Consider the following 24,126-nt stretch of genomic DNA (forward strand, 5'->3'; position numbering starts at 1 on the left):
GAAACCTCAGCTTGCCAGAAATCGTGCACCTGAATCCCGAGCGGGTCCCGATGTCACAGGCATCAGGATTTTAAAGAGCCGAAGTCATTTCATGTGCCAACTATGTTGACAGGCTCCGTCAGCCGAGCACTCACACCACGGCAGGCCGTTACCGCTCCCGAGGATCCGGGTCGATTCCCCGGCCGGGATGCTGAAGTGCCCAAGAGGCCAACTCTCGGACGGCGTTTTGTGCCTGTGGATCCCCTATCCACGATCAGGCATGGCGGCGAGCGGCCAGTGCATAACCAGGAGTGAGCATCGGGAGGCTACAGTTTCAGGTGGCGTCTCAGGAGAGCGAGGATGCTCTTGTTGTCCGGGTCGTCGACCTCGATCAGCAGCCGAGTGGCAAAGGGCGGCTTCTCTTTCAGGACGATATAGAGCCCGTGGCGAGGATCTCGCTGGTTGCGGGGGATGACCCCGATCACGTCAAAGGCCTCGTGATCGATGCCATTGAGCTCTTCACCCGAGATATATCTCTCGGAGGCAGGATTCTGCATGGCGGCGCTTCTGTAATTGTAAGTTAATGAAATGATAGTTCTTCTTGTATACGGTGCCGCTGTCAGCAGGTTCCTGGTGTGGGTCACGTCTGAGCAAGTGCAACAGAACATCCGCGGTTGTGGCGGCTAACTCCTTGATCACCGTCATAATTGGACACCAAAACCTCGGCAGATGTTCGCGAAAATATCAGACGCCCTGCGCCATGCAGCGATCCCTGGAAGAGCATGGCATTTTATCAGTCGATCCCGGGCCATTTGCGGGTAACCGCCCCGAGAAGATGCCTGATCGGCTGCTAAGGGAAGAGAGTGAGGAGCGGCGTATCCCGCTGACATGCGAAAGAGTATCGTCACCCCGCTGATGGATGGCAGGTCCATGCTCTCTATGTCTCCCCGGATTGGCTGAGTGGCTACAGGTCCAGGCGGCGTCGCAGCTCCGACAGGGCGATCAGGCAATCGGGATCGTCCACCTCGACCAGCAGGCGGTGGGCGTAGGGCGGCTCCTCCTTCAGGACGACATAGATCCCAGCGCGGGGATCGTGATTGTGGCGGGGAATCGCCCCGATCACATCGAAGGCTCGGTGATCGAGCGCCTCGAGCTCTTCAGCAGACATCCGCGTATCGGCAGTCGGCCTGTGCATGCCCATCCCTCGCTCGCCTTGTAATTAAATGAAACTGTAGTTTCTTTTATGTTACTAGCGAGGAGTGCTTGAGGGTTTGCTAATCTTCCTTAGCCTTTGCTGGGCAGCCAAAAAAAGCCCACCGTGGGGCTGGTGGGCAATATGCTCACCCATGGGGTGAAGTGAGCATTACTTGCCAAGGATGGTGCCGAAGCGTGCACGCTTCTGGATGTCTCGCAACTTCCCGTGCTCTCTGTGCTTCCCGCTCGGAGCGAATCAACAGGACGTCCCGTCATCGAGGATAAACGTTCGCGCGTCACACCGGGCGCGCGAAGGGGTCAACCACCCCCTGACTTGTCATGCAAAGAACACCAACCAGGCTTCCTCAGAGTAGGCTCAGTTCGGCGCCCCCGTCAGGATTTGTGCTCATTGACGGCCATGGCCCGCAGCAAGCGGGTTCACCCGGAGGGCCGGCTCCGGGCGTCGGGAGCAAGCCGGCGATCGCGGAAGGGGGGCTTCAGCATTCGCCGCTGAGGCTGCGCTCGGTACTGGGCGCATGGCCCAGGCGCCGGCGGAAGGCCCTGGAGAAGCTCGAGACCTCGGCGAAGCCCAGATCGAGGGCGATCTCGCCCACGGGCCGATGGGTATGGCGCAGCCAATGTCGGGCCCACTGCAGGCGACGGTTCATCACGTACTGCTGGGGCGTGAGGCCGAACTGTCGCTGGCACAGCAGGTGCAGCTGGCTCTGGCCGATATGCAGAGCGTCGGCAAGGGTGGCGTTGTCGGGCGGCATGGCCAGGCGTTCGTCGATGACGGCATTCAAGGCCTCCGCGGTCAGCCGGCCCCGGGGGGGCACCGTCGGGGCGTCGCCCGCCAGCAGCTGGCTGAACTGGCTGACGAACAGCACGGCCAGCTGGTGATTGACCAGGGCCACCTGTTCCGGCGAGCGGGCCGTGTTCAGCTGAGTCGTGGCGAACTCCACCATGGGCAGCAGCGTCGGTGGCAGGCTGAGGGCACGGGGCTCGGCGAACAGCGACTCGCGCAACTCCAGCGCGCAGCTTGCTTCCAGGGAGGCCAGGCAGGGATCGGCCGTGTCGAGGTCGATCACCAGTACCTCGCTGTCGTCGTGGCGTCCCAGGTAGCTGTGAGGCTCCTCGGTGGGCAGGATGGCGGCCTGCCCGAGCATCAGCCTCTCGCCGCCTCGCGTGAACTCATAGTCCATCACCCCGCGCCACCCCAGCATCAGTTGGGGGTGGTCGTGGCAATGCTCTCCCGAGCTGCGGGCGATCAGGTTACAGCGAGCTTGCGTCTGGGCCATGGGCTCCCCTGTACCGTCTGGGTAGTGGCGAGAGCGGAGCCTGGAGCAACGCTTGCGGAGGCAGGGTCAAGAGCCCCCTCGCCGCGATTCATAGACTGGTGGCCTGACACCGTTGAATCGAGGTTGACATGTATCTCAACGCCGAGCAAGTGACCGAAGCGCTGCCCTGGGGGGCCATGGTGGACGCCCTGGATGATATCTTCACCCGCACCGTGCATTCGCCAGTGCGTCATCACCATCATATGCAGGTCCCCGGTGACCCGGACGCCACCCTGCTGCTGATGCCGGCCTGGCTCGAGGGTCAGTACCTGGGCGTCAAGCAGGTCAACGTCTTCCCCGGCAACAGCAACCGGGGCGAGCCCGGGCTCAGCGGCCACTACCTGCTGAGCTGTGCCCGGACCGGCCGCCACCTGGCCCAGCTGGATGGCAACGAGCTCACCGCACGTCGCACCGCCGCGGCCTCCGCACTGGCCGCCCGCTACCTGGCACGGGAAGATGCCAGCGAGCTGCTGATGGTCGGTGCCGGGCGCATGGGACGCCGGCTGATCCCCGCCCACCGGGCGGTCAGGCCTATCGAGCGGGTGCGCGTCTGGGACATCCGCGAGACGTCTTCCCAGGCGCTGGTCGATGATCTCCAGGCCGAGGGCATCGATGCCGAAGTGGTGCCGGCGGATGGGCTGGCCGAGGCCGCCGGGCGAGCCGACATCATCAGCTGCGCCACCCTCAGCCGCGATCCCTTGATCCGCGGCGAGTGGCTGGCGCCCGGCACCCACCTGGACCTGGTGGGCAGCTTCACGCCCTTCATGCGCGAGGCGGATGACGAGGTGATGCGTCGCGGCGCCATCTTCGTCGATACCCGTGACGGCGCCCTGAGCGAGACCGGTGACCTGATCGACCCGCTCGAGAGCGGCGTGATCGCCGAGGAGGACATCCTCGCCGACTTCCCGGACCTCTGCGCGGGTCGCCATGCCGGCCGCTGCGCGCTGGCGTCCCCCGAGCAGTCCATCACCGTCTTCAAGTCGGTAGGGGCCTCCGTGGAGGACCTGGCCGCCGCCATCCTGGCCTACGAGCGCTGCGCGGGGCAGGCATAAGACCAAGGCGGCCCTGGCCGCCCGACTCCTGTGACACAACGACAACGAGGGCGAGCCCGCTCGCCTGGGGAGTGCAAGAGCAATGCAAGACTATTCGACCCCCGACATTCCGATGCCGCGCCTGCCCCTGGCGCTGATTCCCATCGTGCTGACTATCGGCCTGCTGGGTGTGCAGATCTTCTACTACGACGACTTCACCCCGCACATTCCGCTGGCCATCGGCTTCGGCATCACCGCCCTGGTCGGCTGGCTGCAGGGCTATCGCTGGAAGGACATCGAGGCCGGTGCCTTCCAGGTGCTGCACGTGGCGATGCCGTCCATCGCCACCCTGATCATCGTCGGCATGCTGGTGGGCACCTGGATCGCCAGCGGCACCGTGCCGATGCTGATCTACCTGGGACTCGAGCTGATCGACCCGAGTTGGTTCCTGGCTGCGGCCATGCTGATGTGCTCGATGGTCTCGCTGTCGATCGGCTCCTCCTGGACCACCGTCGGCACCGTGGGTCTGGCATTGATCGGCATCGGCGACGCCTTCGGCGTGCCCATCTACTGGACCGCCGGCGCGGTGGTCTCCGGCGCCTTCTTCGGTGACAAGATCTCGCCGCTGTCCGATACCACCAACCTGTCGCCGGCGGTGACCGAAACCAACATCTTCGATCATATCCGCTACATGTTGCCGACCACCATTCCCGCCATGCTGATCGCCCTGGCGGTGTACCTGGTGGTGGGCGGCGCCGAGGGCGGGGCAGGCGACTCCCTGGCGCGTATCGACACCATCAAGCAGGGGCTGGCCGACAGCTTCACCATGGGTGCCTGGCAGCTGCTGCCGCTGGCGGTGGTCATCGGCCTGGCATTCCTCAAGGTGGCGCCGATCCCGGCGCTGTTCATCGGGGTGATGCTGGGCGGCGGCGTGGCGATCCTCACCCAGGGGGCGTCCATCCACGATGCCCTGACCTTCGCTCACAGCGGGTTTGCCATCGAGACCGGCAGCGCCACCCTGGACAGCCTGCTCAACCGTGGTGGCGTCACCTCCATGACCTGGGTGGTGACCCTGATGATGTTCGCCTTGGCCTACGGCGGTGCACTGGAGCGGACTCGCTGCCTGGAGGCCATCGTCAGCGCCATCATGAAGCGCCTCAAGGGCTTCCGTGGCCTGCAGACCAGTGCCATCCTGACGTCCATTGCCACCAACGTGGTCTCCGGTGATGTCTACCTGTCCATCGCCCTGCCGGGACGCATGTACAAGCCGGCCTACGACCAGGTGGGCTATTCGCGGCTGAACCTGTCCCGGGCCATCGAGGAGGGCGGCACCCTGGTCTCGCCGCTGGTGCCCTGGAACGCCGGCGGCGCCTTCGTGATCGGTGCCCTGGGCCTGACCGTGACCGCCGGTGACTTCAGCCAGCTGCTGTATATCCCGCTGGCCTTCGCCTGCTGGCTGTCGCCGCTGTTCGGTATTCTCTACGCTCAGCTGGGCTGGTTCTCCAAGCGGGCCGATGGCGTCGAGGTGGCGGAAGGCGAGGCCGCGGCCCTGGCGGAGAAGCGGGGATGAGCGAGGCGGTCTATCGCGACCGGGTCGCGGTGGCGGGGGCCGGCGTGGTGGGCATGACCACCGCGCTGGCCCTGCAGCGACAGGGTTTTGCCGTCACCGTGCTCGATTCCCGGGCCCCGGGGGAGGGGGCCTCCTACGGCAATGCCGGCTTCCTGGCCACCGAGCTCATCGACCCGCTGTCGACCCCGACCACCCTGCGCCTGGCTCCCCGGCTGTGGCTGGACCCCCACGGGGCGCTGGCCCTGCCCCTTCGCTACCTGCCAAGGCTCGTGCCCTGGCTGGCGCGCTTCATCGCCGCCGCCCGGCCTGCCCGCGTCACCCAGGGGCGCCGGGCGCTGGCGGCCCTCAACGGCGCGGCGGTCGATGCCTGGCGGCGCTGCCTGGCCGATCTTGACGCCGAGGACGAGCTGGTGCCCTCGGGGTACCTGCTGGTCTGGGAATCCTCCGAGGGTCGGCAAGCCGCCAAGGCTCAGATGGCGCATGTGCGCCACTGGGGATACGAGGTGGAATGGCTCGAGGGCAAGGCGCTGCGCGACCGCGAGCCGGGCCTGTCGGGGGAGGTCAGCCACGGCCTCTTCTTCCCCGGCGGCCACCAGGTGCGGGACCCCTACGCCCTGGTGCGGCGCCTGGCGGAGGCCTTCCGGGCCCGGGGCGGGGAGATCCGCCAGGCGAATGTAGTGCGCCTCGAGCCCCGCGACCGGGGTGTCCGGCTGCACACGGACCAGGGCGAGCTGGATGTGGCGCAGGCGGTAGTCGCGGCCGGCGCCTGGAGCCATCGGTTGGCCGCCGGCCTCGGCCTGTCGATCCCGCTGGAGACCGAGCGGGGCTATCACCTGACCCTGCCCGAGCGCGGCCAGGCCCTGCGTCAGCCGGTGGGCTCGGCGGAGCGTCGCTGCGTGATGACCCCGATGGCCTGTGGTCTGCGGGTGGTCGGCTTCACCGAGCTCGGCGGGCTCTCGCTGTCCCCGGTCAAGCGCCGCTATATGTCGTTGCGCCGCCACGCCGGGGCGCTGCTGCACGACGCCGCCGGCCTCGACGACAGCGCCGAGGAGTGGATGGGCTTCCGGCCGACGCTGCCGGACTCGCTGCCGGTCATCGACGCCCACCCGGCTTACCCGGCGGTGCACTTCGCCTTCGGTCACCAGCACCTGGGGCTGACCCAGGCGGCGATCACCGCGGAGCTCGTGGCCGCGCGAATGGCGGGGGAAGTCCCGTCCCTGGACCTCGCCCCCTACCGCGTGACCCGCTTCCCCGGGCACCGGGGAGAGGCGCACAAGGCCGGCCGCTGCCCGGCCTAGCCCCGTCGCCATCCGGGCCTGGCGGGGTGACCTTCCCTCCCGTGATCTCAGAGTGTGGGCGCAATTCCGGCCAGGACGCCTACGCTACATGGGTGACTTTCGACAATGACGATGGCATCCGAGCCTGTGCATCGACGATGCGTTTCAAGTAGCAAAAGGGTATCGAACATGAACGAAGCCAACCTTCACCCGCATGGCCCCGTCAGCGAGCTGCGGGCGCGCATCCGCGCCAACTATGCGGCCGACGAGGCAGCGGTACTGCATGGGCTTGTCGACCAGATCAAGCTGTCGGAGGACGACCGCCGAAAGGTGGCCGACGTCGGTGCCAGATACGTGGAGCGTGTGCGAAAGGAAACGTCGCCCTCGATGATGGAGGCGTTCCTGGCCGAATACGGGCTCTCGACCGCCGAGGGTGTCGGTCTCATGTGCCTGGCCGAGGCGCTGCTGCGCGTGCCCGACGCGGAGACCATTGACGACCTGATCCATGACAAGATCGAGCCCTCCGACTGGGGCGCGCACCTGGGCAAGTCCTCGTCATCGATGGTCAACGCCTCGACCTGGGCGCTGATGCTGACCGGCAAGGTGCTGGAAGAGGACCCCAAGGGCCCGGTACGGGCGCTGCGCGGCCTGGTGCGTCGCATGGGCGAACCGGTGGTGCGCACTGCGGTCGGCCAGTCGATGAAGATCCTCGGCCGCCAGTTCGTGCTTGGCCAGACCATCGAGGAGGGCATGAAGAATGCCCGCGAGCTCGAGAAGCAGGGCTACACCTACTCCTACGACATGCTGGGCGAGGCGGCGCGTACCGACGCCGATGCGCTGCGCTATCACGAGGCCTACGCCACGGCGATCGCCGCCATCGCCAAGCAGGCCAAGGGCGACGTGCGCGGAAGCCCCGGGATCTCGGTGAAGCTCTCGGCGCTGCATCCGCGCTACGAGTACACCCACCGCGAGACGGTGATGGCCGAGCTCGTGCCGCGCGCGCTGGAACTGGCCAAGCAGGCGGCCAAGGCCAATATCGGCTTCAATATCGACGCCGAGGAACAGGACCGCCTGGACCTGTCACTCGACGTGATCGAGGCGCTGCTCTCCGACCCCGGCCTCGCCGGCTGGGACGGCTTCGGGGTCGTGGTGCAGGCCTACGCGCGTCGCGCCGCGCCGGTGATCGAGACGCTCTACGACCTCGCCGAGCGGCTCGATCGCAGGATCATGGTGCGGCTGGTGAAGGGCGCCTACTGGGACACCGAGATCAAACTGGCCCAGGAGATGGGCGTCGACACCTTCCCGGTATTTACCCGCAAGGTCAATACCGATGTCAGCTACATGGCCTGTGCGCAACTGCTGCTCGACCGGCGCGACCGCATCTACCCGCAGTTCGCCACCCACAATGCCCATACCTGCGCCGCCGTCATCGCCATGGCGGGCGACGACAAGGACAGCTTCGAGTTCCAGCGCCTGCACGGCATGGGCGAGTCACTGCATCACATCGTCAAGCAGTCGGAGGGCACGCATTGCCGTATCTACGCCCCGGTCGGCGCGCATCGTGACCTGCTGGCCTATCTGGTACGCCGCCTGCTGGAGAACGGCGCAAACTCCTCGTTCGTGAACCAGGTGGTGGACGATGCCATTCCCCCGAGCGAGGTCTCGAAGGACCCGGTGGCCGAGATGCAGCGCCTGGGCGACGCCCTCGCCAGCCCGTCAATCCGCCAGCCCGGCGAGCTCTTCGACCCCGAGCGCAAGAACTCCCGGGGCTTCCGGATCAACGAGCCCGCCTCGGTCCTGCCGCTGCTGGCGGCCCGCGAGACCTTCGCCGATGCCACCTGGACCGCCGCGCCCATGCTGGTCGGGCGCCCGGCGCCAGAGGGGCCGGCCCGCGATGCCGTGTCGCCCGCCGATGGCTCGCGCGTGGTCGGCAAGGTACATGAGGCGACCCCGGCCGAGGTGGCGTCCGCCCTCGGTGCCGCCGAGGACGGTTTTCGCGACTGGTCGGCGCGGCCGGTGGCCGAGCGGGCCGAGGTGCTGCGCCGGACCGCCGATCTCTACGAGGCGCACATGGCCGAGCTGACCGTGATCGCCACCCGCGAGGCCGGCAAGATGATTCTCGACGGCATCGCCGAGGTACGCGAGGCGGTGGATTTCCTGCGCTACTACGCCAACGAGAGCGAGCGGCTGGAGGCCGAAGAGCCGGGCAGCGCCCGCGGCATCTTCGTCTGCATCAGCCCGTGGAACTTCCCGCTGGCCATCTTCACCGGCCAGATCGCGGCGGCCCTGGCGGCCGGCAACGCGGTGCTTGCCAAGCCCGCCGAGCAGACGCCGCTGATTGCCGCCCGGGGCGTCGAGCTGATGCGCGAAGCCGGGCTGCCCGAGGCGGCGTTGCAGCTGCTGCCCGGCGACGGGCCGACGGTGGGCGGGCCGCTGACCAGCGACCCGCGGATCGCCGGCGTCTGCTTCACCGGCTCGACCGAAGTGGCGCAGGTCATCCACAAGGCTCTGGCGAAGAATGCGGGGCCGGATGCGGTGCTGATTGCCGAGACCGGCGGGCTGAATGCCATGATCGTGGACTCGACCGCGCTGACCGAGCAGGCCGTGCGCGACATCCTGATCTCCTCCTTCCAGTCGGCCGGGCAGCGGTGCTCGGCGCTGCGCATGCTCTACGTCCAGGAAGAGGCGCGGGAGCGGCTGCTGACGATGCTCGGCGGCGCCATGGACGCGCTCGCCATCGGCGATCCATGGAACACCGACACCGATGTCTCGCCGGTGATCGACGCCGAGGCCCAGGCCGACATCAGCGCCTATGTGGCGGCCCAGGACAAGGCCGGCAAGGTGCTGAAGACGCTGCCCGCGCCGGACGTCGGCACCTTCGTCACCCCGGCCGTGGTGGAGGTCGGGGGCATCGACGACCTCGAGCGCGAGATCTTCGGCCCGATCCTGCACGTGGCCACCTTCAAGGCGCGGGACATCGACGGGGTGGTCGATGCGATCAACGCCAAGGGCTATGGCCTGACCTTCGGGCTGCATACCCGCATTGATGACCGCGTGCAGCAGATCGTCGAGCGGGTCCATGTCGGCAACATCTACGTCAACCGCAACCAGATCGGCGCCATTGTCGGCTCCCAGCCCTTCGGGGGCGAGGGCCTCTCGGGGACCGGGCCCAAGGCCGGCGGCCCGCTCTATGTCCCGCGTTTCCGCCGCACCGCCGCGGTCGAGAACCACGACGCGCCCCAGGGCAAGGCCGTGTCCCTCGAGGCGCTCCAGTCGGCCCTCGATGGGCTGGATGCACGCAACTGGGCGGCGCGCCCCGATCGGGTCGAGGTGCTGCGCAAGGCGCTCTCCGGCAAGCGCGGCGTGATCCGCAAGGCGCTCGCCGAGGCGGCGGCCCTGGACATGACGGCCCAGACGCTGCCCGGGCCGACGGGGGAGAGCAACCGGCTGTCGCAGTACCCCAAGGGCCCGGTGCTCTGCCTAGGCCCGACCCTCGAAATCGCCGTCGCCCAGGCGGCCCAGGCGCTCGGTGCCGGCTGTGCGGCGGTAGTCGTCGCGCCAGGCGCGGCGCAGGCCGTGCAGCCGTTGAGTGATGCCGGGGCGCCCGTCGCCGCACTCGACGGCAGCGTCGCAACCGAGACGCTGACCGCGGTTCGGGGCATCGCGGCGGTGGCTGCGGCCGGCGCCAGCGACTGGACCCGCGAGCTGCGCCTCGCACTGGCCGAGCGTGATGGTCCCATCGTCTCGCTCGAGACCCAGGCCATCGCGCCGTCGCGCTACGTGGTGGAACGCCATCTGTGCATCGACACCACCGCCGCGGGCGGCAACGCCAGCCTGCTGGCGACGGCCGAATAGGCGCGATGGCCCGATCGCGGCGCCGACACCGGATCACGTCGGCGCCGCCATTTGTGCAATGGCGCGCTCCTTGCGATGATCAGCCGGTCACAGGCTATCCGGAGTGGGGCGACCCGTGGACAAGTTTGAGAGAAAGCTGGACCAGGCGGCCCGGGCCGCCTGGCTCTCCTATGTGGGCGGTCACACTCAGGACGAGATCGCCAGCCAACTCGGCGTATCGCGTCCCGGCGTGCAGCGCCTGCTGGCTCTGGCCCGCCAGGAAGGCCTGGTCAAGGTGCATATCGACCATCCCATCGCCGGCTGCATGGCGCTCTCCGAAGCAATCGCCGAGCGGTACGGGCTGGAGTTCTGCGACGTGGTGCCCGCCGATCCAGAGGGCGCCCCCGACGGCAGCACCCGTTACCTGGCCGTGGCCGCGGCCGAGCGTCTGTCCTACTACCTGGATCGCAGCGAGCCGTTGACCCTGTCGCTGGGCACCGGTCGCGCCGTGCGCGCCATGGTCGAGGCACTGAGCCGCATCGACCGCCCGCAGCATCGCTTCGTCTCGCTGGTCGGCAACGTCGCCCGTGATGGCTCTTCCAACCGCTACGATGGCGTCATGCTGTTGGCCGACAAAACCGGCGGCGAGCGCTTCCTGCTGCCGGCCCCGGTGGTGGCCGGGACGGTGGAGGAGAGCGAGGCGCTCTGCCGGCAGCGGCTCTACCAGTCGGTAGCCGAGGTCGCCCGCGAGGCTGAGGTGGCCTTTATCGGGGTCGGACGCGTCGATCGCCAGGCGACGCTCTTCCAGGACCACTTCATCAGCGAGGCCGAGCTCGAGGAGTTGCTGGAGCGCGAAGCGGTGGGCGAGCTGCTGGGCTGGCCGCTGAGCCGGAACGGCGAGGTCATCGACTGCTCCATCACGCGGCGGGTGACCAGTCTGCCGCTGACCATCTTCCGTGACCGCCCCCTGGTGGCGGTGGGTGGCGGGCGCGACAAGGGGCCGGGGCTGGTCGCTGCCCTGCGCGGCGGCTGGCTCAAGGCACTGGTCACCGACGAGCATGCGGCGCGCTACATCGTCGAGGCGGATCGCTGATCCTGCCTCGACATCGCCTTCCCTGATGCCAAAGTCTAAGCGGCTAAAGTCTAACGCCGCGACTTTGCTTTTTTTGGAGGTGTGTCCGATCATTTGTTCGTGCTTTGATTGAAATGATCAGAAGGCCGCATAACGCGTCGACAACAACACAAGACTTCCCCAAAGGAGCCCATCATGAAGCTCTCTCGTGCACTCCCGCTGGCCGGCATCGCGGCCCTGGGCGCCAGCGCGGCCCAGGCGGAGACCATCACCGTGGCCACGGTCAACAACAACGACATGGTGATCATGCAGAGCCTGACCGATGTCTTCGAGCAGGCCCATCCGGACATCGAGCTGGACTGGGTGGTGCTCGAGGAGAACGTGCTGCGCCAGCGCCTCACCACCGACATCGCCACCGGCGGCGGGCAGTTCGACGTCATGACCATTGGTACCTACGAGGTGCCTATCTGGGCCGAGCGCGACTGGCTGACACCCCTCGACGACCTGCCCGAGGAGTACCGAGTCGACGACTTGCTGCAGTCGGTCCGCAAGGGCCTGAGCCACGACGGCACCCTGCATGCGCTGCCCTTCTACGCCGAGAGCTCGATGATGTACTACCGCCAGGACCTCTTCGACGCGGCCGGCATCGAGATGCCCGAGCAGCCCACCTGGCAGCAGGTGCGCGACTGGGCCGAGCAACTCCACGATCCCGCCAACCAGACCTACGGCATCTGCCTGCGCGGCAAGCCGGGCTGGGGCGAGAATATGGCCTTCGTCTCAACGCTGGTGAACACCTTCGGCGGGCGCTGGTTCGACATGGACTGGCAGCCGCAGATCGACTCGCCGGCCTGGCAGGAGGCGATTGCCTTCTACGTCGATCTGCTGGGGAACTATGGCCCGCCCGGGGCCAGCTCCAACGGCTTCAACGAGAACCAGGCGCTGTTCTCCCGCGGCAACTGCGCCATGTGGGTCGACGCCACCTCGGCGGCTGGACGCATCTACGACGCCAGTCAATCCCAGGTTGCCGACAAGCTGGGCTTCGCCCCGGCGCCGATCGCCGAGACGCCGAAAGGCTCACACTGGCTGTGGTCCTGGGCCCTAGCGATTCCCGCCTCGTCCGATGCCAAGGAGGCGGCCCGTGAGTTCATCACCTGGGCGACCTCACAGGAGTACGTCGAACTGGTGGCAGAAGAGAAAGGCTGGACCAGCGTGCCGCCGGGAACCCGCGAGTCCACCTACGAGAACCCCAGCTACCAGGAAGCCGCGCCCTTCGCCGACTTCGTGCTGAATGCCATTCAGGACGCCGATCCCACCGACTCGACCCTGGAGCCTAACCCCTACGTCGGCGTGCAGTTCGTGGGCATTCCCGAGTTCCAGTCGATCGGCACCCAGGTCGGCCAGATGGTGGCCGCCGCCCTGTCCGGCCAGCGTTCGGTCGAGCAGGCCCTGCAGGCTGCCCAGCGTGCCACCCAGCGCACCATGGATCGCGCCGGCTACCTGGATTGAGCCGCCTGCGCCGGCCGGGGCGCGTTCCCGGCCGGCCAATCCGCATATCCAACCTTTCATGGGCCTGATCATGAACAAGACACGAACTGCCGGGCGCACCGTGGGAGGGTTGCGTACCCTCTCCCTCCAGGCGCCTGCCGTCTCCCTGCTTTTCCTGTGGATGATCGTGCCGCTGGCGATGACCGTATGGTTCTCGCTGCAGCGCTACAACCTGCTGATGCCGGAGATGACCGGCTTCGCTGGCCTCGAGAACTACGAGTACCTGTTCACCGACCCGGCGCTGTGGTCGGCGATGGGCACCACCCTGCTCATGGTGGGTTGGGTGCTGGTGATTACCGTGGTCGGCGGGACCCTGCTGGCGGTGCTGTTCCAGCAGGAGTTCTTTGGCCAGGGCATCGCCCGCGTGCTGGCCATCTCGCCGTTCTTCGTCATGCCCACCGTCAGCGCCCTGGTATGGAAGAACATGATGATGCACCCGGCCAACGGCGTGCTGTCCTGGGTGGCGGAGTCGCTCGGCCTGCCGGCCGTGGACTGGTTCTCCTCGCTGCCGCTGACCTCGATCATCATCATCGTCGCCTGGCAGTGGCTGCCCTTCGCCCTGCTGATCCTGCTCACCGCCATGCAGTCGCTGGATGAGGACCAGGTGGAGGCGGCTCGCATGGACGGTGCCGGCCCGATCGCCATCTTCTTCTTCATCACCCTGCCGCATCTCAAGCGAGCGATCAGTGTGGTGATCATGATCGAGATGATCTTCCTGCTGACCATCTTCGCCGAGATCTTCGTCACCACCTCCGGTGGCCCGGGGCTGGCCACCACCAACCTGGCCTACCTGATCTATATCCAGGCACTGCTCGACTTCGACATCGGCATGGCCTCCGCCGGCGGGGTAGTCGCCATCATCCTCGCCAATATCGTCGCCATCTTCCTGGTCCGCATGGTGGCCAAGAACCTGGAAAGCTGACGCGGGAGCGCCTTATGACGACTGCAAGAACCAAACCGTTATCTTCTGCCGAGCCCGGCCAGCTGGCACAAGGCTCGTCCTGGCTAGGCGCCCTGCGCAACCGGCGCCTGTGGCTGGGAGTGCTGGGCTGGACGGTCGCCTGCCTGATCTTCTTCCCGATCTTCTGGATGGTGCTGACCGGCTTCAAGACCGAAGCCGCGGCCGTGGCCGATCCGTCGCTGATCTTCTCGCCGACCCTGGACAGCTATGCCGAGGTCCAGAACCGGGCCAACTATCTCCACTTTGCCCTCAATAGCGTGGTGGTGGCCTTCGGCTCGACGCTGCTGGCACTGCTGATCGCCATCCCCTCGGCCTACTCCATGGCCTTCCTGCCCACCAAGCGTACCAAGGGCACCCTGCTGTGGATGCTGTCCACGAAGATGCTGCCGCCGGTCGGCGTGCTGGTGCCGATCTACCTGCTGTTCCGCGACACCGGACTGCTGGATACCCGCACCGGGCTGATCATCGTCTATACCCTGATGAACCTGCCGATCGTGGTGTGGATGCTCTACACCTTCTTCAAGGATATGCCCAAGGACATCCTCGAGGCGGGGCGCATGGACGGGGCCAGCACCCTGCAGGAGGTGCTCTACCTGCTGCTGCCGTTGACGCTGCCGGGCATCGCCTCCACCGGGCTGCTGGCAGTAATACTCAGCTGGAACGAGGCGTTCTGGAGCCTCAACCTGACCTCTTCCCAGGCGGCGCCGCTGACCGCTTACATCGCGTCCTTCTCGAGCCCCGAAGGGCTGTTCTGGGCCAAGCTCTCCGCGGCCTCGACCATGGCCATCGCACCCATCCTCGTCTTCGGTTGGCTCACCCAGAAGCAGATGGTCCGCGGTCTCACCTTCGGCGCTGTCAAGTAAAGGAATTCCAATATGGCAACTCTACAGCTCAAACAGATCAAGAAGAGCTTCGGCGAGACTGACGTCATCAAGGGTGTCGACCTCGACGTCAACGACAAGGAGTTCGTGGTCTTTGTCGGCCCCTCTGGCTGCGGCAAGTCGACCCTGATGCGCATGATCGCCGGACTCGAGAGCGCCACCAGCGGCGATATCCTCATCGACGGCCAGCGCATGAACGAGGTGGGCCCCGCCGATCGGGGGCTGGCCATGGTCTTCCAGAGTTATGCGCTCTACCCGCACATGACCGTCGAGGACAACATGGGCTTCAGCATGCGCCTGGCCGGGGTATCGAAAGAGAAACGCCGCGAGAAGGTCCTCGAGGCCGCCAAGATCCTGCAGCTCGAGCCGCTGCTGGACCGCAAGCCCAAGGCCCTCTCCGGTGGCCAGCGCCAGCGTGTGGCGATCGGCCGTGCCATCGTGCGCAACCCCAGCATCTTCCTCTTCGACGAGCCGCTCTCCAACCTCGACGCCGCCCTGCGCGTGCAGATGCGCATCGAGCTGGCCAGGCTCCACGAGGAACTCGACGCCACCATGATCTACGTCACCCATGACCAGATCGAGGCCATGACCATGGCCGACAAGATCGTGGTGTTGCAGGGCGGCGAGATCGAGCAGGTGGGCTCGCCCATGGAGCTCTACCACCATCCGCGCAATCGCTTCGTGGCCGGCTTCATCGGCTCGCCGAAGATGAACTTCCTGCCCGTCGAGGTGGTCGAGGCCGACATCAGGGGCGTCAGCGTCAAGCTGCCAGGGGGAGGCGTGACCAAGGTGCCGGCGGACGGCGAGGGCCTGCGCCCCGGTACCGCGCTGGAACTGGGGATCCGTCCCGAGCATCTGGTGCTCGATGACGACCAGGGGCCGCTGACCGGTGAGATCCAGGTCCTCGAGCGCCTGGGCGGGCAGACCTCGCTGTACGTCCAGATGGGGGAGACCATGATGACCATCATGGCCGACGGCGATGTCGCCCACCGGGTGCATGACAAGGTGCGCTTCGGCTTCCCGCCCGGCCGCGCGCACCTCTTCAACGCGGATGGCCTGACCCTGCCCAGCCTGGAGCAGCATCCGCTGGCTGGGCTGCGCCGCCAGGATAACCGGGTGTCGTCCGAAATCAGCGACCAGTGATGGGAATGCCCATGGAAGCCCTGATCTTCGACTGCGACGGCGTGCTGGTGGACAGCGAGGCCATCGCCGAGGCTACCCTGCTCGAGCTGCTAGGCGAGTGGCTGCCGGACCTGGCGGTCCGCGACGAGCTGAAGGTAGTGCTCGGCATGACGACGGAGAACATCCTGCGCCACCTGGAGGCCCATAGCGCCTATCCCCTGCCGGCAGAGGCCTCGGCCTACGTCGACGATGCCATCGAGGCCCGCCTGGCCGACGAGCTTCGCCCTATCGATGGTGTTGCGGCGGCCATCGCCGCTCTCGAGCTGCCGCTAGCAGTGGTTTCTAACAGTCGCCGTTCGCGGGTGCTGGTGTCGCTGGCCACTACCGGGCTCGATGCCCCGCTGGGTGACACCCCGATCGTCTCCGCCGATCAGGTGGCCCACCCCAAGCCTGATCCGGCGATCTACCGACTGGCCGCAGAGCATCTGGGCTGTGTGCCCGACGACTGCCTGGTGGTGGAGGACAGCGTCTCCGGAGTGACCGCTGCCCATCGTGCCGGCATGACGGTGGTGGGTTTCACCGGCGCCAGTCATGTGGCGGCGGGACAGGCCGAGCGGCTGCGCGAGGCCGGCGCCTGGAGGGTGCTCGATCACATGCGCGGTCTCGCAGGGCTGGTGCAGCAGTGGCGGGATGCCCGGCAGTCGGCCAGCGATGGCTGAGCGTCATTACAAGCCTTTCCGCAACATCTCAATCACACAGGATGACAGCATGCAACTCCAAGACAAGGTGGCCGTGATCACCGGCGGAGCCCGGGGCATCGGCCTGGCCATCGCCGAACGCTATCTCGCCGAGGGCGCTCGGGTGGTGGTCGCCGATATCGATGAGCGCGCCATCGAGGAGGCCGTCCAGGCGCTTCACCAGGCTGCCGATAATGCGGGGGAGCGAGTGATGGGCGTTCGCCTCGATGTCAGTGATCGAGTCTCGATCGAGGCCATGGTGACATCCGTGACCGAGCGTTTCGGTGGCATCGATATCCTGGTCAACAACGCCGCCGTGTTTGACATGGCGCCGGTACTGGACGTCACCGAGGCAAGCTACGACAAGCTGTTCACGGTCAACGTCAAGGGCCTGTTCTTCACGCTCCAGGCCGTGGCCCAGGCCATGATCGAGCGCGGCCAGGGCGGCAAGATCATCAATATGGCCTCTCAGGCGGGACGTCGCGGCGAGCCGCTGGCCAGCATGTACTGTGCCACCAAGGCGACGGTGATCAGTCTCACCCAATCATGTGGCCAGGCGCTGATCGAGCACGGCATCAACGTCAATGGCATTTCGCCGGGTGTGGTCGACACGCCGATGTGGGATGAGGTCGATGCGCTGTTCGCCCGCTACGAGAACCGCCCGCTGGGCGAGAAGAAACGCCTGGTCGGCGAGGCCGTGCCCTATGGGCGCATGGGCCGTCCCGAGGACCATGCCGGGGCCGCCGTTTTCCTGGCCTCTGAGGACAGCGACTACGTGGTCGCCCAGACGCTTAACGTCGACGGCGGCAACTGGATGAGTTGAACCAGGTCCGATATTGCAACCATCGGCGAACTAGGTGTCGAGTGCATGGCCGAGGCCCGTGGCCGGCGTTTCGATGCGCCGCGGCGCTGCTCTGCCCCTCCGCTGGCGACGCACTGCTGATCTTTCCCGGGCCGCACGGCGGGTGCGCCATCCCATCGACTTGCCCCTGTCGCCACTTGTCGGCCGCGCGCCGAAGGCAGCCTGCACAACGACCTCAAGTGAGGATGATGACGACCATGACCCACCCTCCCCATATCGACTCGTTGACCGAGGTGACCCGGCGAATCCTCTCGGCTATCGAGGGTCACCGTCGGGTCTTGGTGGCCTTGGCCGGACCGCCGGGCGCCGGCAAGTCCTATCGTTCGGAGCAACTTCTCCAGTCCCTCGAGGCACAGCGCCCGGGCCAGGCCGTGGTGGTCCCCATGGACGGCTACCACTTCGACAACGCCGTGCTTGGCACCGATCAGCTGCCGAACAAGGGAGCCCCCCATACCTTCGATGCCGCAGGACTCATGGCCGACCTCGAGCGCATCCGCCTCGATGCAGGCAGCGTGGCCGTTCCGGTATTCGATCGCCCGCTCGACCTGGCTCGCGCCGGCGCTCGCATGGTGACCCCGGATCACCGCATCGTGATCGTCGAGGGTAACTATCTGCTGCTCGACCAGGGCCCTTGGCGCGCTCTGCATGACCTGTTCGACCTCAGCGTGATGCTCGAGGTCGACGACGAGACCCTCGAGCAGCGCCTGGTCGAGCGCTGGCTGGCCATGGGGCGCGATGCCGAGGCCGCCCGACACAAGGCCTTGGACAAGGACATGCCCAATGCTCGTTTGGTCAACACCACATCCATCCAGCCCGACATGGTGTGGCGCTAACGCCGTGCCACGGGCCGACATGCCGAGCGCAACTCAGCAGGAGACCCTTCATGACCCGACTGAACAACGACAACCTGGGGGAGCTGGCCTCCGAGGTGGCGGTGCCCGCCTATGACCGACAAGCCATCACTCCGGGCATCATCCACTTCGGCGTGGGTGGCTTCCATCGCGCTCATCAGGCCATATATCTCGATGAACTGATGAATCGCAACGAGGCCCTGGACTGGGGCATCGTCGGCGTTGGCGTGATGCCGGGCGATCGTCGCATGCGCCAAGCCTTGGCCGCTCAGGACCACCTTTACACCCTGGTGATCAAGCATCCCGATGGCCGCCGCGAGCCGCGGGTCATCGGCAGCATGGTTGACTACCTTTTCGCTCCTGACGATCCGGCGGCGGTGGTGGAGCGCCTCGCCGCCCCGGCGATCCGCATCGTCTCGCTGACCGTCACCGAGGGGGGGTACAACTTCCATCCAGTCTCCGGCGAGTTCGACCTCGACAACCCCGACATTCGTCACGACCTGGAGCACCCCGAGGTGCCGACCACGACCTTCGGGCTGATCGTCGAGGGCCTGGCGCGGCGCCGCGAGCGTGGCATCGCCCCCTTCACGTTGATGTCATGCGACAACATCCAGGGCAACGGCGACGTGGCGAAGGAGACCTTCACCGCCTTCGCTCGCGCTCGGGACCCGGAACTGGCCGCATGGATCGAGGGCTCGGTGGCCTTCCCCAACGCCATGGTGGACCGCATCACTCCGGTAACCAGCGAGTCTGACACTGCCGAGCTGAGTGAACGTTTCGGCGTCGAGGACACCTGGCCGGTAGTCTGCGAACCCTTCACCCAGTGGGTGCTGGAGGACCGCTTCGTCGCTGGTCGCCCGCCGTTGGAGCGAGTTGGCGTGCAGCTGGTGGACGACGTGGTGCCCTATGAGCTGATGAAGCTGCGGCTGCTCAACGCCAGCCACCAGGCCATGGCCTACTTCGGCATCCTGGCCGGTTACCGCTATGCGCATGAGGTTTGCCAGGACCCGCTGTTCGTGGATTTCCTGCTCGGTTACATGCGCCACGAGGCTTCGCCGACTCTGGCGCCGGTGCCGGGCATCGACCTGGAGGATTACCGTCGGACCCTGATCACGCGCTTCGCCAATCCCGAGGTCAAGGACACCCTGGAGCGGCTGTGTGCCGAGAGTTCGGATCGCATCCCCAAGTGGCTGGTGCCGCTGATCCGCGAGCAGGTCGAGCATGGCGGCGAGATGCATCGCAGCGCCGCGGTGGTGGCCAGCTGGGCGCGCTACGCCGAAGGCGTCGACGAGCACGGCGAGCCCATCCGGGTGGTGGATCGTCTCAAGGACGAGTTGATGAGCATCGCCGCCGAGAACCGCCGTCGGCCCACGGCCTTCATCGAGAACCGCGAGTTGTTCGGCGACCTGGCCGATGACGCGCGCTTCCGCGAGGCCTATCTCGAAGCGCTGGAAAGCCTGCACGCCCGAGGCGCGCGGGCAACCTTGGAAACGCTGGCCAAGTAGCAGGTCGAGTAAGGAAGCGAGTGATGTATATCGGGGTAGACTGTGGCACCCAGAGCACCAAGGTGGTGGTGGTCGATGTCGAGGGCGGACGGATCCTCGGCGAGGCCAGCCGCCCCCATGCCTTGAGCGAGGACGACAACGGCCGCCGCGAGCAGGCCCCGGCCGACTGGATCGCGGCCTTCCTTGGCGCCTTCTTTGATGCCGTGGAGCGGGCCGGCATCGCTGCCCGGGCGATCCGTGCCATCGGTATTTCCGGCCAGCAGCACGGCCTGGTGGCCCTGGATGCCGACGGCGAGCCGGTGTACCCGGCCAAGCTGTGGTGTGATACCGAGACCGCCGCTCATAATGCCGCCGTGGTCGAGCGCCTGGGCGGCCAGGCGGGCTGTCTCGATAAGCTGGGCCTGGTGCTGCAGACCGGCTACACCGCCTCCAAGCTCGCCTGGCTTCGCGACAGCCGGCCCGAGGCCTACCGACGCATCGCCAGCCTGCTGCTGCCCCATGACTACCTCAACTTCTGGTTGACCGGTGAGCGGGTCGCCGAGGCCGGCGACGCCTCAGGCACCGGCTACTTCGATACCCGCACACGGCGCTGGCGCGAGGACGTCTTCGCCGAGATCGCTCCGGAGCTCGACGTCGAGCGGGTACTGCCGCGATTGATCGAGTCCCACGAGCCGGCGGGGACGGTGCGTCCCGACCTGGCCCGCGAGCTGGGGTTGGCCGACGGCGTGGTGGTCTCGAGCGGCGGTGGCGACAACATGCTCGCTGCCATTGGCACCGGCAACATCCACCCCGGGGTGGTGACCCTGAGCCTCGGCACCTCGGGTACCATCTGCGCCCACTCCCCCGAGCCGGTGGTGCCCGGGAGCGCCATGGTCGCCAACTTCTGCGCCAGCCACGGTGGTTGGCTGCCCCTGGTCTGCACCATGAACGTCACTTCGGCGACCACGCGGATCCGCGAGCTGTTTGGCCTGGACCTCGCGAGCTTCGGTGAGCGGGTCGCGAGTGCCCCCATCGGCGCCGAGGGGATGACGATGCTGCCCTTCTTCAACGGCGAGCGGGTGCCTATGCTGCCTGACGCCACCGCTAACCTGGACGGCCTCACCAGCGTCAACACCACCCAGGCCAACCTCTGTCGAGCGGTGGTGGAGGGCGCCACTCTGGGCCTGCGCTACGGCCTGGATCAGTTCGGCTGTCTGGCCGAGGGAGTACGCGAGATTCGCCTGGTCGGCGGCGGGGCGCGCAGCCCGGTGTGGCGCCAGATGGTCGCCGACGTCACCGGCAGCCGGGTGGTTTGCCCCGAGATCACCGACGCTGCGGCCCTGGGTGCTGCCCTCCAGGCGGCCTGGTGCCAAGAGGGCGGCGAACTGGCCGACCTCTGTGTGCGCCTGGTGCATCTCGACGAGGCCTCGCGAGCCGAGCCCGCTCCGGCCAACGTAGCCGCCTACCGAGAGGTCTATGCCCGCTATCGCCGCCGTCTGGCCGACCGTCACGGCATTTCCTGATCGAATCCCACAACGAGGAGGAACCTCCCATGACCACACGACTCGACAGCCTGAAGACCCACTCGCTGGTGGTCGCCGACACCGGCGACCTGGACGCCATCAAGCGCTACCGGCCCCATGACGCCACCACCAATCCCTCGCTGCTGCTCAAGGCCTTCGACCTGCCGGGCTATCAGGCATTGATCGACGAGGAACTCGCTGCCCTCCGGGCCGAGTACCAGGACCACCAGTCTCAGGTGGAGCATGCCGTGGATCGCCTCGCCGTGGCCAAGGGGGCCGAGATCGCCCGGCACATCCCCGGGAGGATCTCCACCGAGGTGGCCGCCCGGCTCTCCTTCGACGAGGAGGCCAGCTTTCGCAAGGCCCACGAGCTGATCGAGCTCTACGGACGTCGCGGCGTGGGGCCAGATCGGGTGCTGATCAAGCTGGCCTCCACCTGGGAGGGCATCCGTGCCGCCGAGCGACTGGAACGCGAGGGCATCCAGTGCAACCTGACCCTGCTGTTCAGCGAGGTCCAGGCCCAGGCCTGTTTCGACGCCGGCGTCTTCCTGGTCTCGCCCTTTGTCGGCCGCGTTACCGACTGGTACAAGAAGGAAACCGGCCGCGACTTTGCCCCTGAGGAGGACCCTGGCGTGCGCTTCGTGCATGGCGTGTGCGAGCGGGCCGGGCATGGCGGCTACGATACCGTGGTGATGGGCGCAAGCTTCCGCACCGTTGGCCAGGTGCTGGCGCTGGCGGGCTGCCCGCGGCTGACCATCTCGCCGTCGCTGCTCGAGGAGCTGGCGGCGGAGGAGGGCGAGGTCGCCCGGGCGGTGGAGATCCCCGCCGCCAGTGAACGGCCCAGGCCGCTCAGCGAGCCCGCCTTCCGCTGGGGCCACAATCAGGACGCCATGGCCAACGACAAGCTGGCCGAGGGCATCCGCCGCTTCGACGAGGACCAGCGTACCCTGGAGGCGCGTCTCGCCGAGCGGCTGGGGTGACCGCAGGCCCGCCCTGGGCAACCGGTGTCCGCGGCGCCTGGCGTCGCGGACACCATCGTAGGAAGGCAAGACGGTGCTAAATTGTATCGGCCGGCGGGGTTCGCTACGCGCGTCAGCCTGAGGGGGCTCGGGAAGTCAATGGGTGTTTCACTTACGCAGGAGTCGCTTGCCGCTGTTCGACACGAGGTCGGTGTGCCGTCCTATGATCGCCGCGGGCTGCGTCCGGGAATCCTCCATATCGGACTGGGCAACTTTCACCGTTCACACATGGCGACCTACCTGGACCGCCTCTTCGAGCAGGGCCAAGCCCATGACTGGGCGATCATCGGTTCCGGGGTGATGCCGGCGGATGTCCTGATGCGCAGGCGTCTGCGTCCCCAGGACTGGCTCTTCACCGTGGTCGATCTCGAGCCGGGGGCGATGTCGGCACGGGTGGTGGGCGCCATGGTCGACTTCGTTCCCGTCGCGTCGGCGGCCATCGTCGAGGCGCTGGCCGACCCGCGTGTTCGCATCGTCTCCCTGACGATCACCGAGGGGGGCTACTTTCTCGATGCGTCCACCGGTCGGTTCGACTCGGACCATCCCCGGATCCGGGCCGACGCGGCCGACCCGGCGCGTCCCAGGACCGTCTTCGGCATGATGGTCAAGGCGCTGGCCGAGCGTCGGGCGAAGGGCCAGCCTCCGTTTACCGTGCTCTCCTGCGACAATCTCCCCGGCAATGGCGACGTGACGCGCCGGTCGGTCGTCGGCCTGGCCGAACTCATCGACAATGACCTGGCCGGATGGATCCGTCGGGAGGTGACCTTCCCCAACTCGATGGTCGACTGCATCACGCCCCCGACCACCGCCCGCGAGCGTGCGCTGGTGAGTCGTCGTTTCGGGATCGAGGACGCAGCTCCCGTGGTATGTGAGCCCTTCCGGCAGTGGGTGGTCGAGGATCGTTTCTGCGCCGGTCGCCCACCGCTGGAGAAGGTCGGCGTCGAGTTCGTCGACGACGTGTCGACCTACGAGAAGATGAAGCTGCGGATCCTCAACGCCGGCCATGCCAGCATCGCTTATGCAGCGGCCCTGCTGGGATACCGCCACGTGCATCGAGCCATCGCCGATGCGGACATCCGCGACTGGCTGCTCGCCCTGCAGAAGCGGGAGATCATGCCCGCCCTGGAGGAGGTCGAGGGCGTGGCCTACCCGGCCTACCTGGCGCGGATCCTGGAGCGCTTCGGCAACGCCGAGATCGGCGACACCGTGTCGCGGCTGTGTGCCAACGGTTCGACGCGACAGCCGAAGTTCATTCTGCCCGCGATCAGGGATGCCCTGGCCCGGGGGTTACCCGTTGAGGGTCTGGCGCTCGAGCTGGCCCTCTGGTGTTGCTATTGCCGGGTGGCCGGCAAGACATCGCAGGTGCCTGCGCTCTCCGACCCCCTGTCGGTACGGCTGAGGGCGGGGGCGCGAGAGGCCGTGCGGGATCCGCGAGCCTTCCTGGAGATCCATGAGGTTTTCAACGATCTGGCTGACTCGCAGAAGCTCCAGGGGGCCTTTGCTAGGTGGCTCGACATCATCGACGGCCAGGACGCTCGTGCTGCCATTAGGCGCTATGTCGCTAAAGGATGAGGAATTTATGATGCAAGACCGTGCCAAACTGGCCAATGCCATTCGCGCCCTGTCCATGGATGCCGTCCAGAAGGCCAACTCCGGCCACCCCGGCGCCCCGATGGGCATGGCCGACATCGCCGAAGTACTGTGGAACGACTATCTGCAGCACAATCCGGCCGATCCGCACTGGCCCGACCGCGACCGCTTCGTGCTGTCCAACGGCCACGGCTCCATGCTGCTCTACTCGCTGCTGCACCTGTCCGGCTACGAGCTCGGCCTGGAGGAGCTGCAGA

19 protein-coding genes and 1 pseudogene are annotated in these 24,126 nt (G+C 66.9%); 17 read left to right on the plus strand and 3 right to left on the minus strand.

What is annotated here, in order from left to right:
- Positions 1 to 305: 305 nt before the first annotated feature.
- The 3 genes from EKG36_RS19855 to EKG36_RS19865 form a co-directional block, all read right to left on the minus strand.
- Positions 306 to 536, minus strand: coding sequence for a hypothetical protein (locus EKG36_RS19855; RefSeq protein ID WP_126487016.1), 231 nt, complete (start codon positions 534 to 536; stop codon positions 306 to 308).
- Positions 537 to 943: 407 nt separating this feature from the next.
- Complete coding sequence (locus tag EKG36_RS19860) at positions 944 to 1,147, minus strand: hypothetical protein (protein ID WP_126487017.1); 204 nt, start codon at positions 1,145 to 1,147, stop codon at positions 944 to 946.
- A gap of 523 nt (positions 1,148 to 1,670) precedes the next feature.
- The gene (locus EKG36_RS19865) at positions 1,671 to 2,471 is read right to left on the minus strand and encodes a helix-turn-helix transcriptional regulator (protein WP_126487018.1); all 801 of its coding nucleotides are present in this window, start codon (positions 2,469 to 2,471) and stop codon (positions 1,671 to 1,673) included.
- Between the two features lie 128 nt (positions 2,472 to 2,599).
- On the opposite strand from EKG36_RS19865, the gene lhpI reads away from it, so the two are divergent.
- The 17 genes and pseudogenes from lhpI to EKG36_RS19950 form a co-directional block, all read left to right on the plus strand.
- Positions 2,600 to 3,562 (plus strand): bifunctional Delta(1)-pyrroline-2-carboxylate/Delta(1)-piperideine-2-carboxylate reductase, encoded by a 963-nt coding sequence (gene lhpI / locus EKG36_RS19870; protein ID WP_126487019.1) that lies wholly within the window; start codon positions 2,600 to 2,602, stop codon positions 3,560 to 3,562.
- Positions 3,563 to 3,644: 82 nt separating this feature from the next.
- On the plus strand, positions 3,645 to 5,111 hold the full coding sequence (gene nhaC, locus EKG36_RS19875; protein ID WP_246007577.1) for a Na+/H+ antiporter NhaC: 1,467 nt from the start codon (positions 3,645 to 3,647) through the stop codon (positions 5,109 to 5,111).
- A complete protein-coding gene (locus EKG36_RS19880) occupies positions 5,108 to 6,409 on the plus strand; it encodes an NAD(P)/FAD-dependent oxidoreductase (RefSeq protein ID WP_126487020.1) in 1,302 nt (433 codons plus the stop codon). Before nhaC ends, EKG36_RS19880 begins: the two co-directional genes overlap by 4 nt.
- A 168-nt stretch (positions 6,410 to 6,577) precedes the next feature.
- Positions 6,578 to 10,243 carry a bifunctional proline dehydrogenase/L-glutamate gamma-semialdehyde dehydrogenase PutA gene (putA, locus tag EKG36_RS19885; RefSeq protein ID WP_126487021.1) on the plus strand — a complete coding sequence of 1,222 codons (3,666 nt, stop codon included), beginning with the start codon at positions 6,578 to 6,580 and terminating at the stop codon, positions 10,241 to 10,243.
- Between the two features lie 115 nt (positions 10,244 to 10,358).
- Positions 10,359 to 11,315: a sugar-binding transcriptional regulator gene (locus EKG36_RS19890; RefSeq protein ID WP_126487022.1), complete on the plus strand. Its 957-nt coding sequence runs from the start codon at positions 10,359 to 10,361 to the stop codon at positions 11,313 to 11,315.
- Between the two features lie 174 nt (positions 11,316 to 11,489).
- Positions 11,490 to 12,800 (plus strand): ABC transporter substrate-binding protein, encoded by a 1,311-nt coding sequence (locus EKG36_RS19895; protein ID WP_126487023.1) that lies wholly within the window; start codon positions 11,490 to 11,492, stop codon positions 12,798 to 12,800.
- Between the two features lie 70 nt (positions 12,801 to 12,870).
- Entirely contained in the window at positions 12,871 to 13,761 is an 891-nt protein-coding gene (locus tag EKG36_RS19900) for a carbohydrate ABC transporter permease (RefSeq protein ID WP_126487024.1), read from the plus strand.
- Between the two features lie 14 nt (positions 13,762 to 13,775).
- Entirely contained in the window at positions 13,776 to 14,663 is an 888-nt protein-coding gene (locus EKG36_RS19905) for a carbohydrate ABC transporter permease (protein WP_126487025.1), read from the plus strand.
- A 12-nt stretch (positions 14,664 to 14,675) separates the two neighbouring features.
- Positions 14,676 to 15,824, plus strand: coding sequence for an ABC transporter ATP-binding protein (locus EKG36_RS19910; RefSeq protein WP_126487026.1), 1,149 nt, complete (start codon positions 14,676 to 14,678; stop codon positions 15,822 to 15,824).
- A gap of 11 nt (positions 15,825 to 15,835) precedes the next feature.
- On the plus strand, positions 15,836 to 16,522 hold the full coding sequence (locus EKG36_RS19915; RefSeq protein ID WP_126487027.1) for an HAD family hydrolase: 687 nt from the start codon (positions 15,836 to 15,838) through the stop codon (positions 16,520 to 16,522).
- Positions 16,523 to 16,571: 49 nt separating this feature from the next.
- Entirely contained in the window at positions 16,572 to 17,363 is a 792-nt protein-coding gene (locus tag EKG36_RS19920) for an L-iditol 2-dehydrogenase (RefSeq protein WP_126487028.1), read from the plus strand.
- A 236-nt stretch (positions 17,364 to 17,599) separates the two neighbouring features.
- Complete coding sequence (locus EKG36_RS19925) at positions 17,600 to 18,235, plus strand: nucleoside triphosphate hydrolase (protein WP_126487029.1); 636 nt, start codon at positions 17,600 to 17,602, stop codon at positions 18,233 to 18,235.
- Between the two features lie 50 nt (positions 18,236 to 18,285).
- Positions 18,286 to 19,758 carry a mannitol dehydrogenase family protein gene (locus EKG36_RS19930; RefSeq protein WP_126487030.1) on the plus strand — a complete coding sequence of 491 codons (1,473 nt, stop codon included), beginning with the start codon at positions 18,286 to 18,288 and terminating at the stop codon, positions 19,756 to 19,758.
- 23 nt (positions 19,759 to 19,781) lie between these two features.
- Positions 19,782 to 21,260 carry a xylulokinase gene (xylB, locus tag EKG36_RS19935; RefSeq protein ID WP_126487031.1) on the plus strand — a complete coding sequence of 493 codons (1,479 nt, stop codon included), beginning with the start codon at positions 19,782 to 19,784 and terminating at the stop codon, positions 21,258 to 21,260.
- 29 nt (positions 21,261 to 21,289) lie between these two features.
- Positions 21,290 to 22,240 (plus strand): transaldolase, encoded by a 951-nt coding sequence (gene tal, locus EKG36_RS19940; RefSeq protein WP_126487032.1) that lies wholly within the window; start codon positions 21,290 to 21,292, stop codon positions 22,238 to 22,240.
- Positions 22,241 to 22,432: 192 nt separating this feature from the next.
- The gene (locus EKG36_RS19945; protein ID WP_246007578.1) at positions 22,433 to 23,851 is read left to right on the plus strand and encodes a mannitol dehydrogenase family protein; all 1,419 of its coding nucleotides are present in this window, start codon (positions 22,433 to 22,435) and stop codon (positions 23,849 to 23,851) included.
- 10 nt (positions 23,852 to 23,861) lie between these two features.
- Positions 23,862 to 24,126, plus strand: a pseudogene (locus EKG36_RS19950) (transketolase); the annotation flags it as partial.

Source organism: Halomonas nitroreducens, assembly GCF_003966155.1.
Lineage (GTDB): Bacteria > Pseudomonadota > Gammaproteobacteria > Pseudomonadales > Halomonadaceae > Halomonas > Halomonas nitroreducens.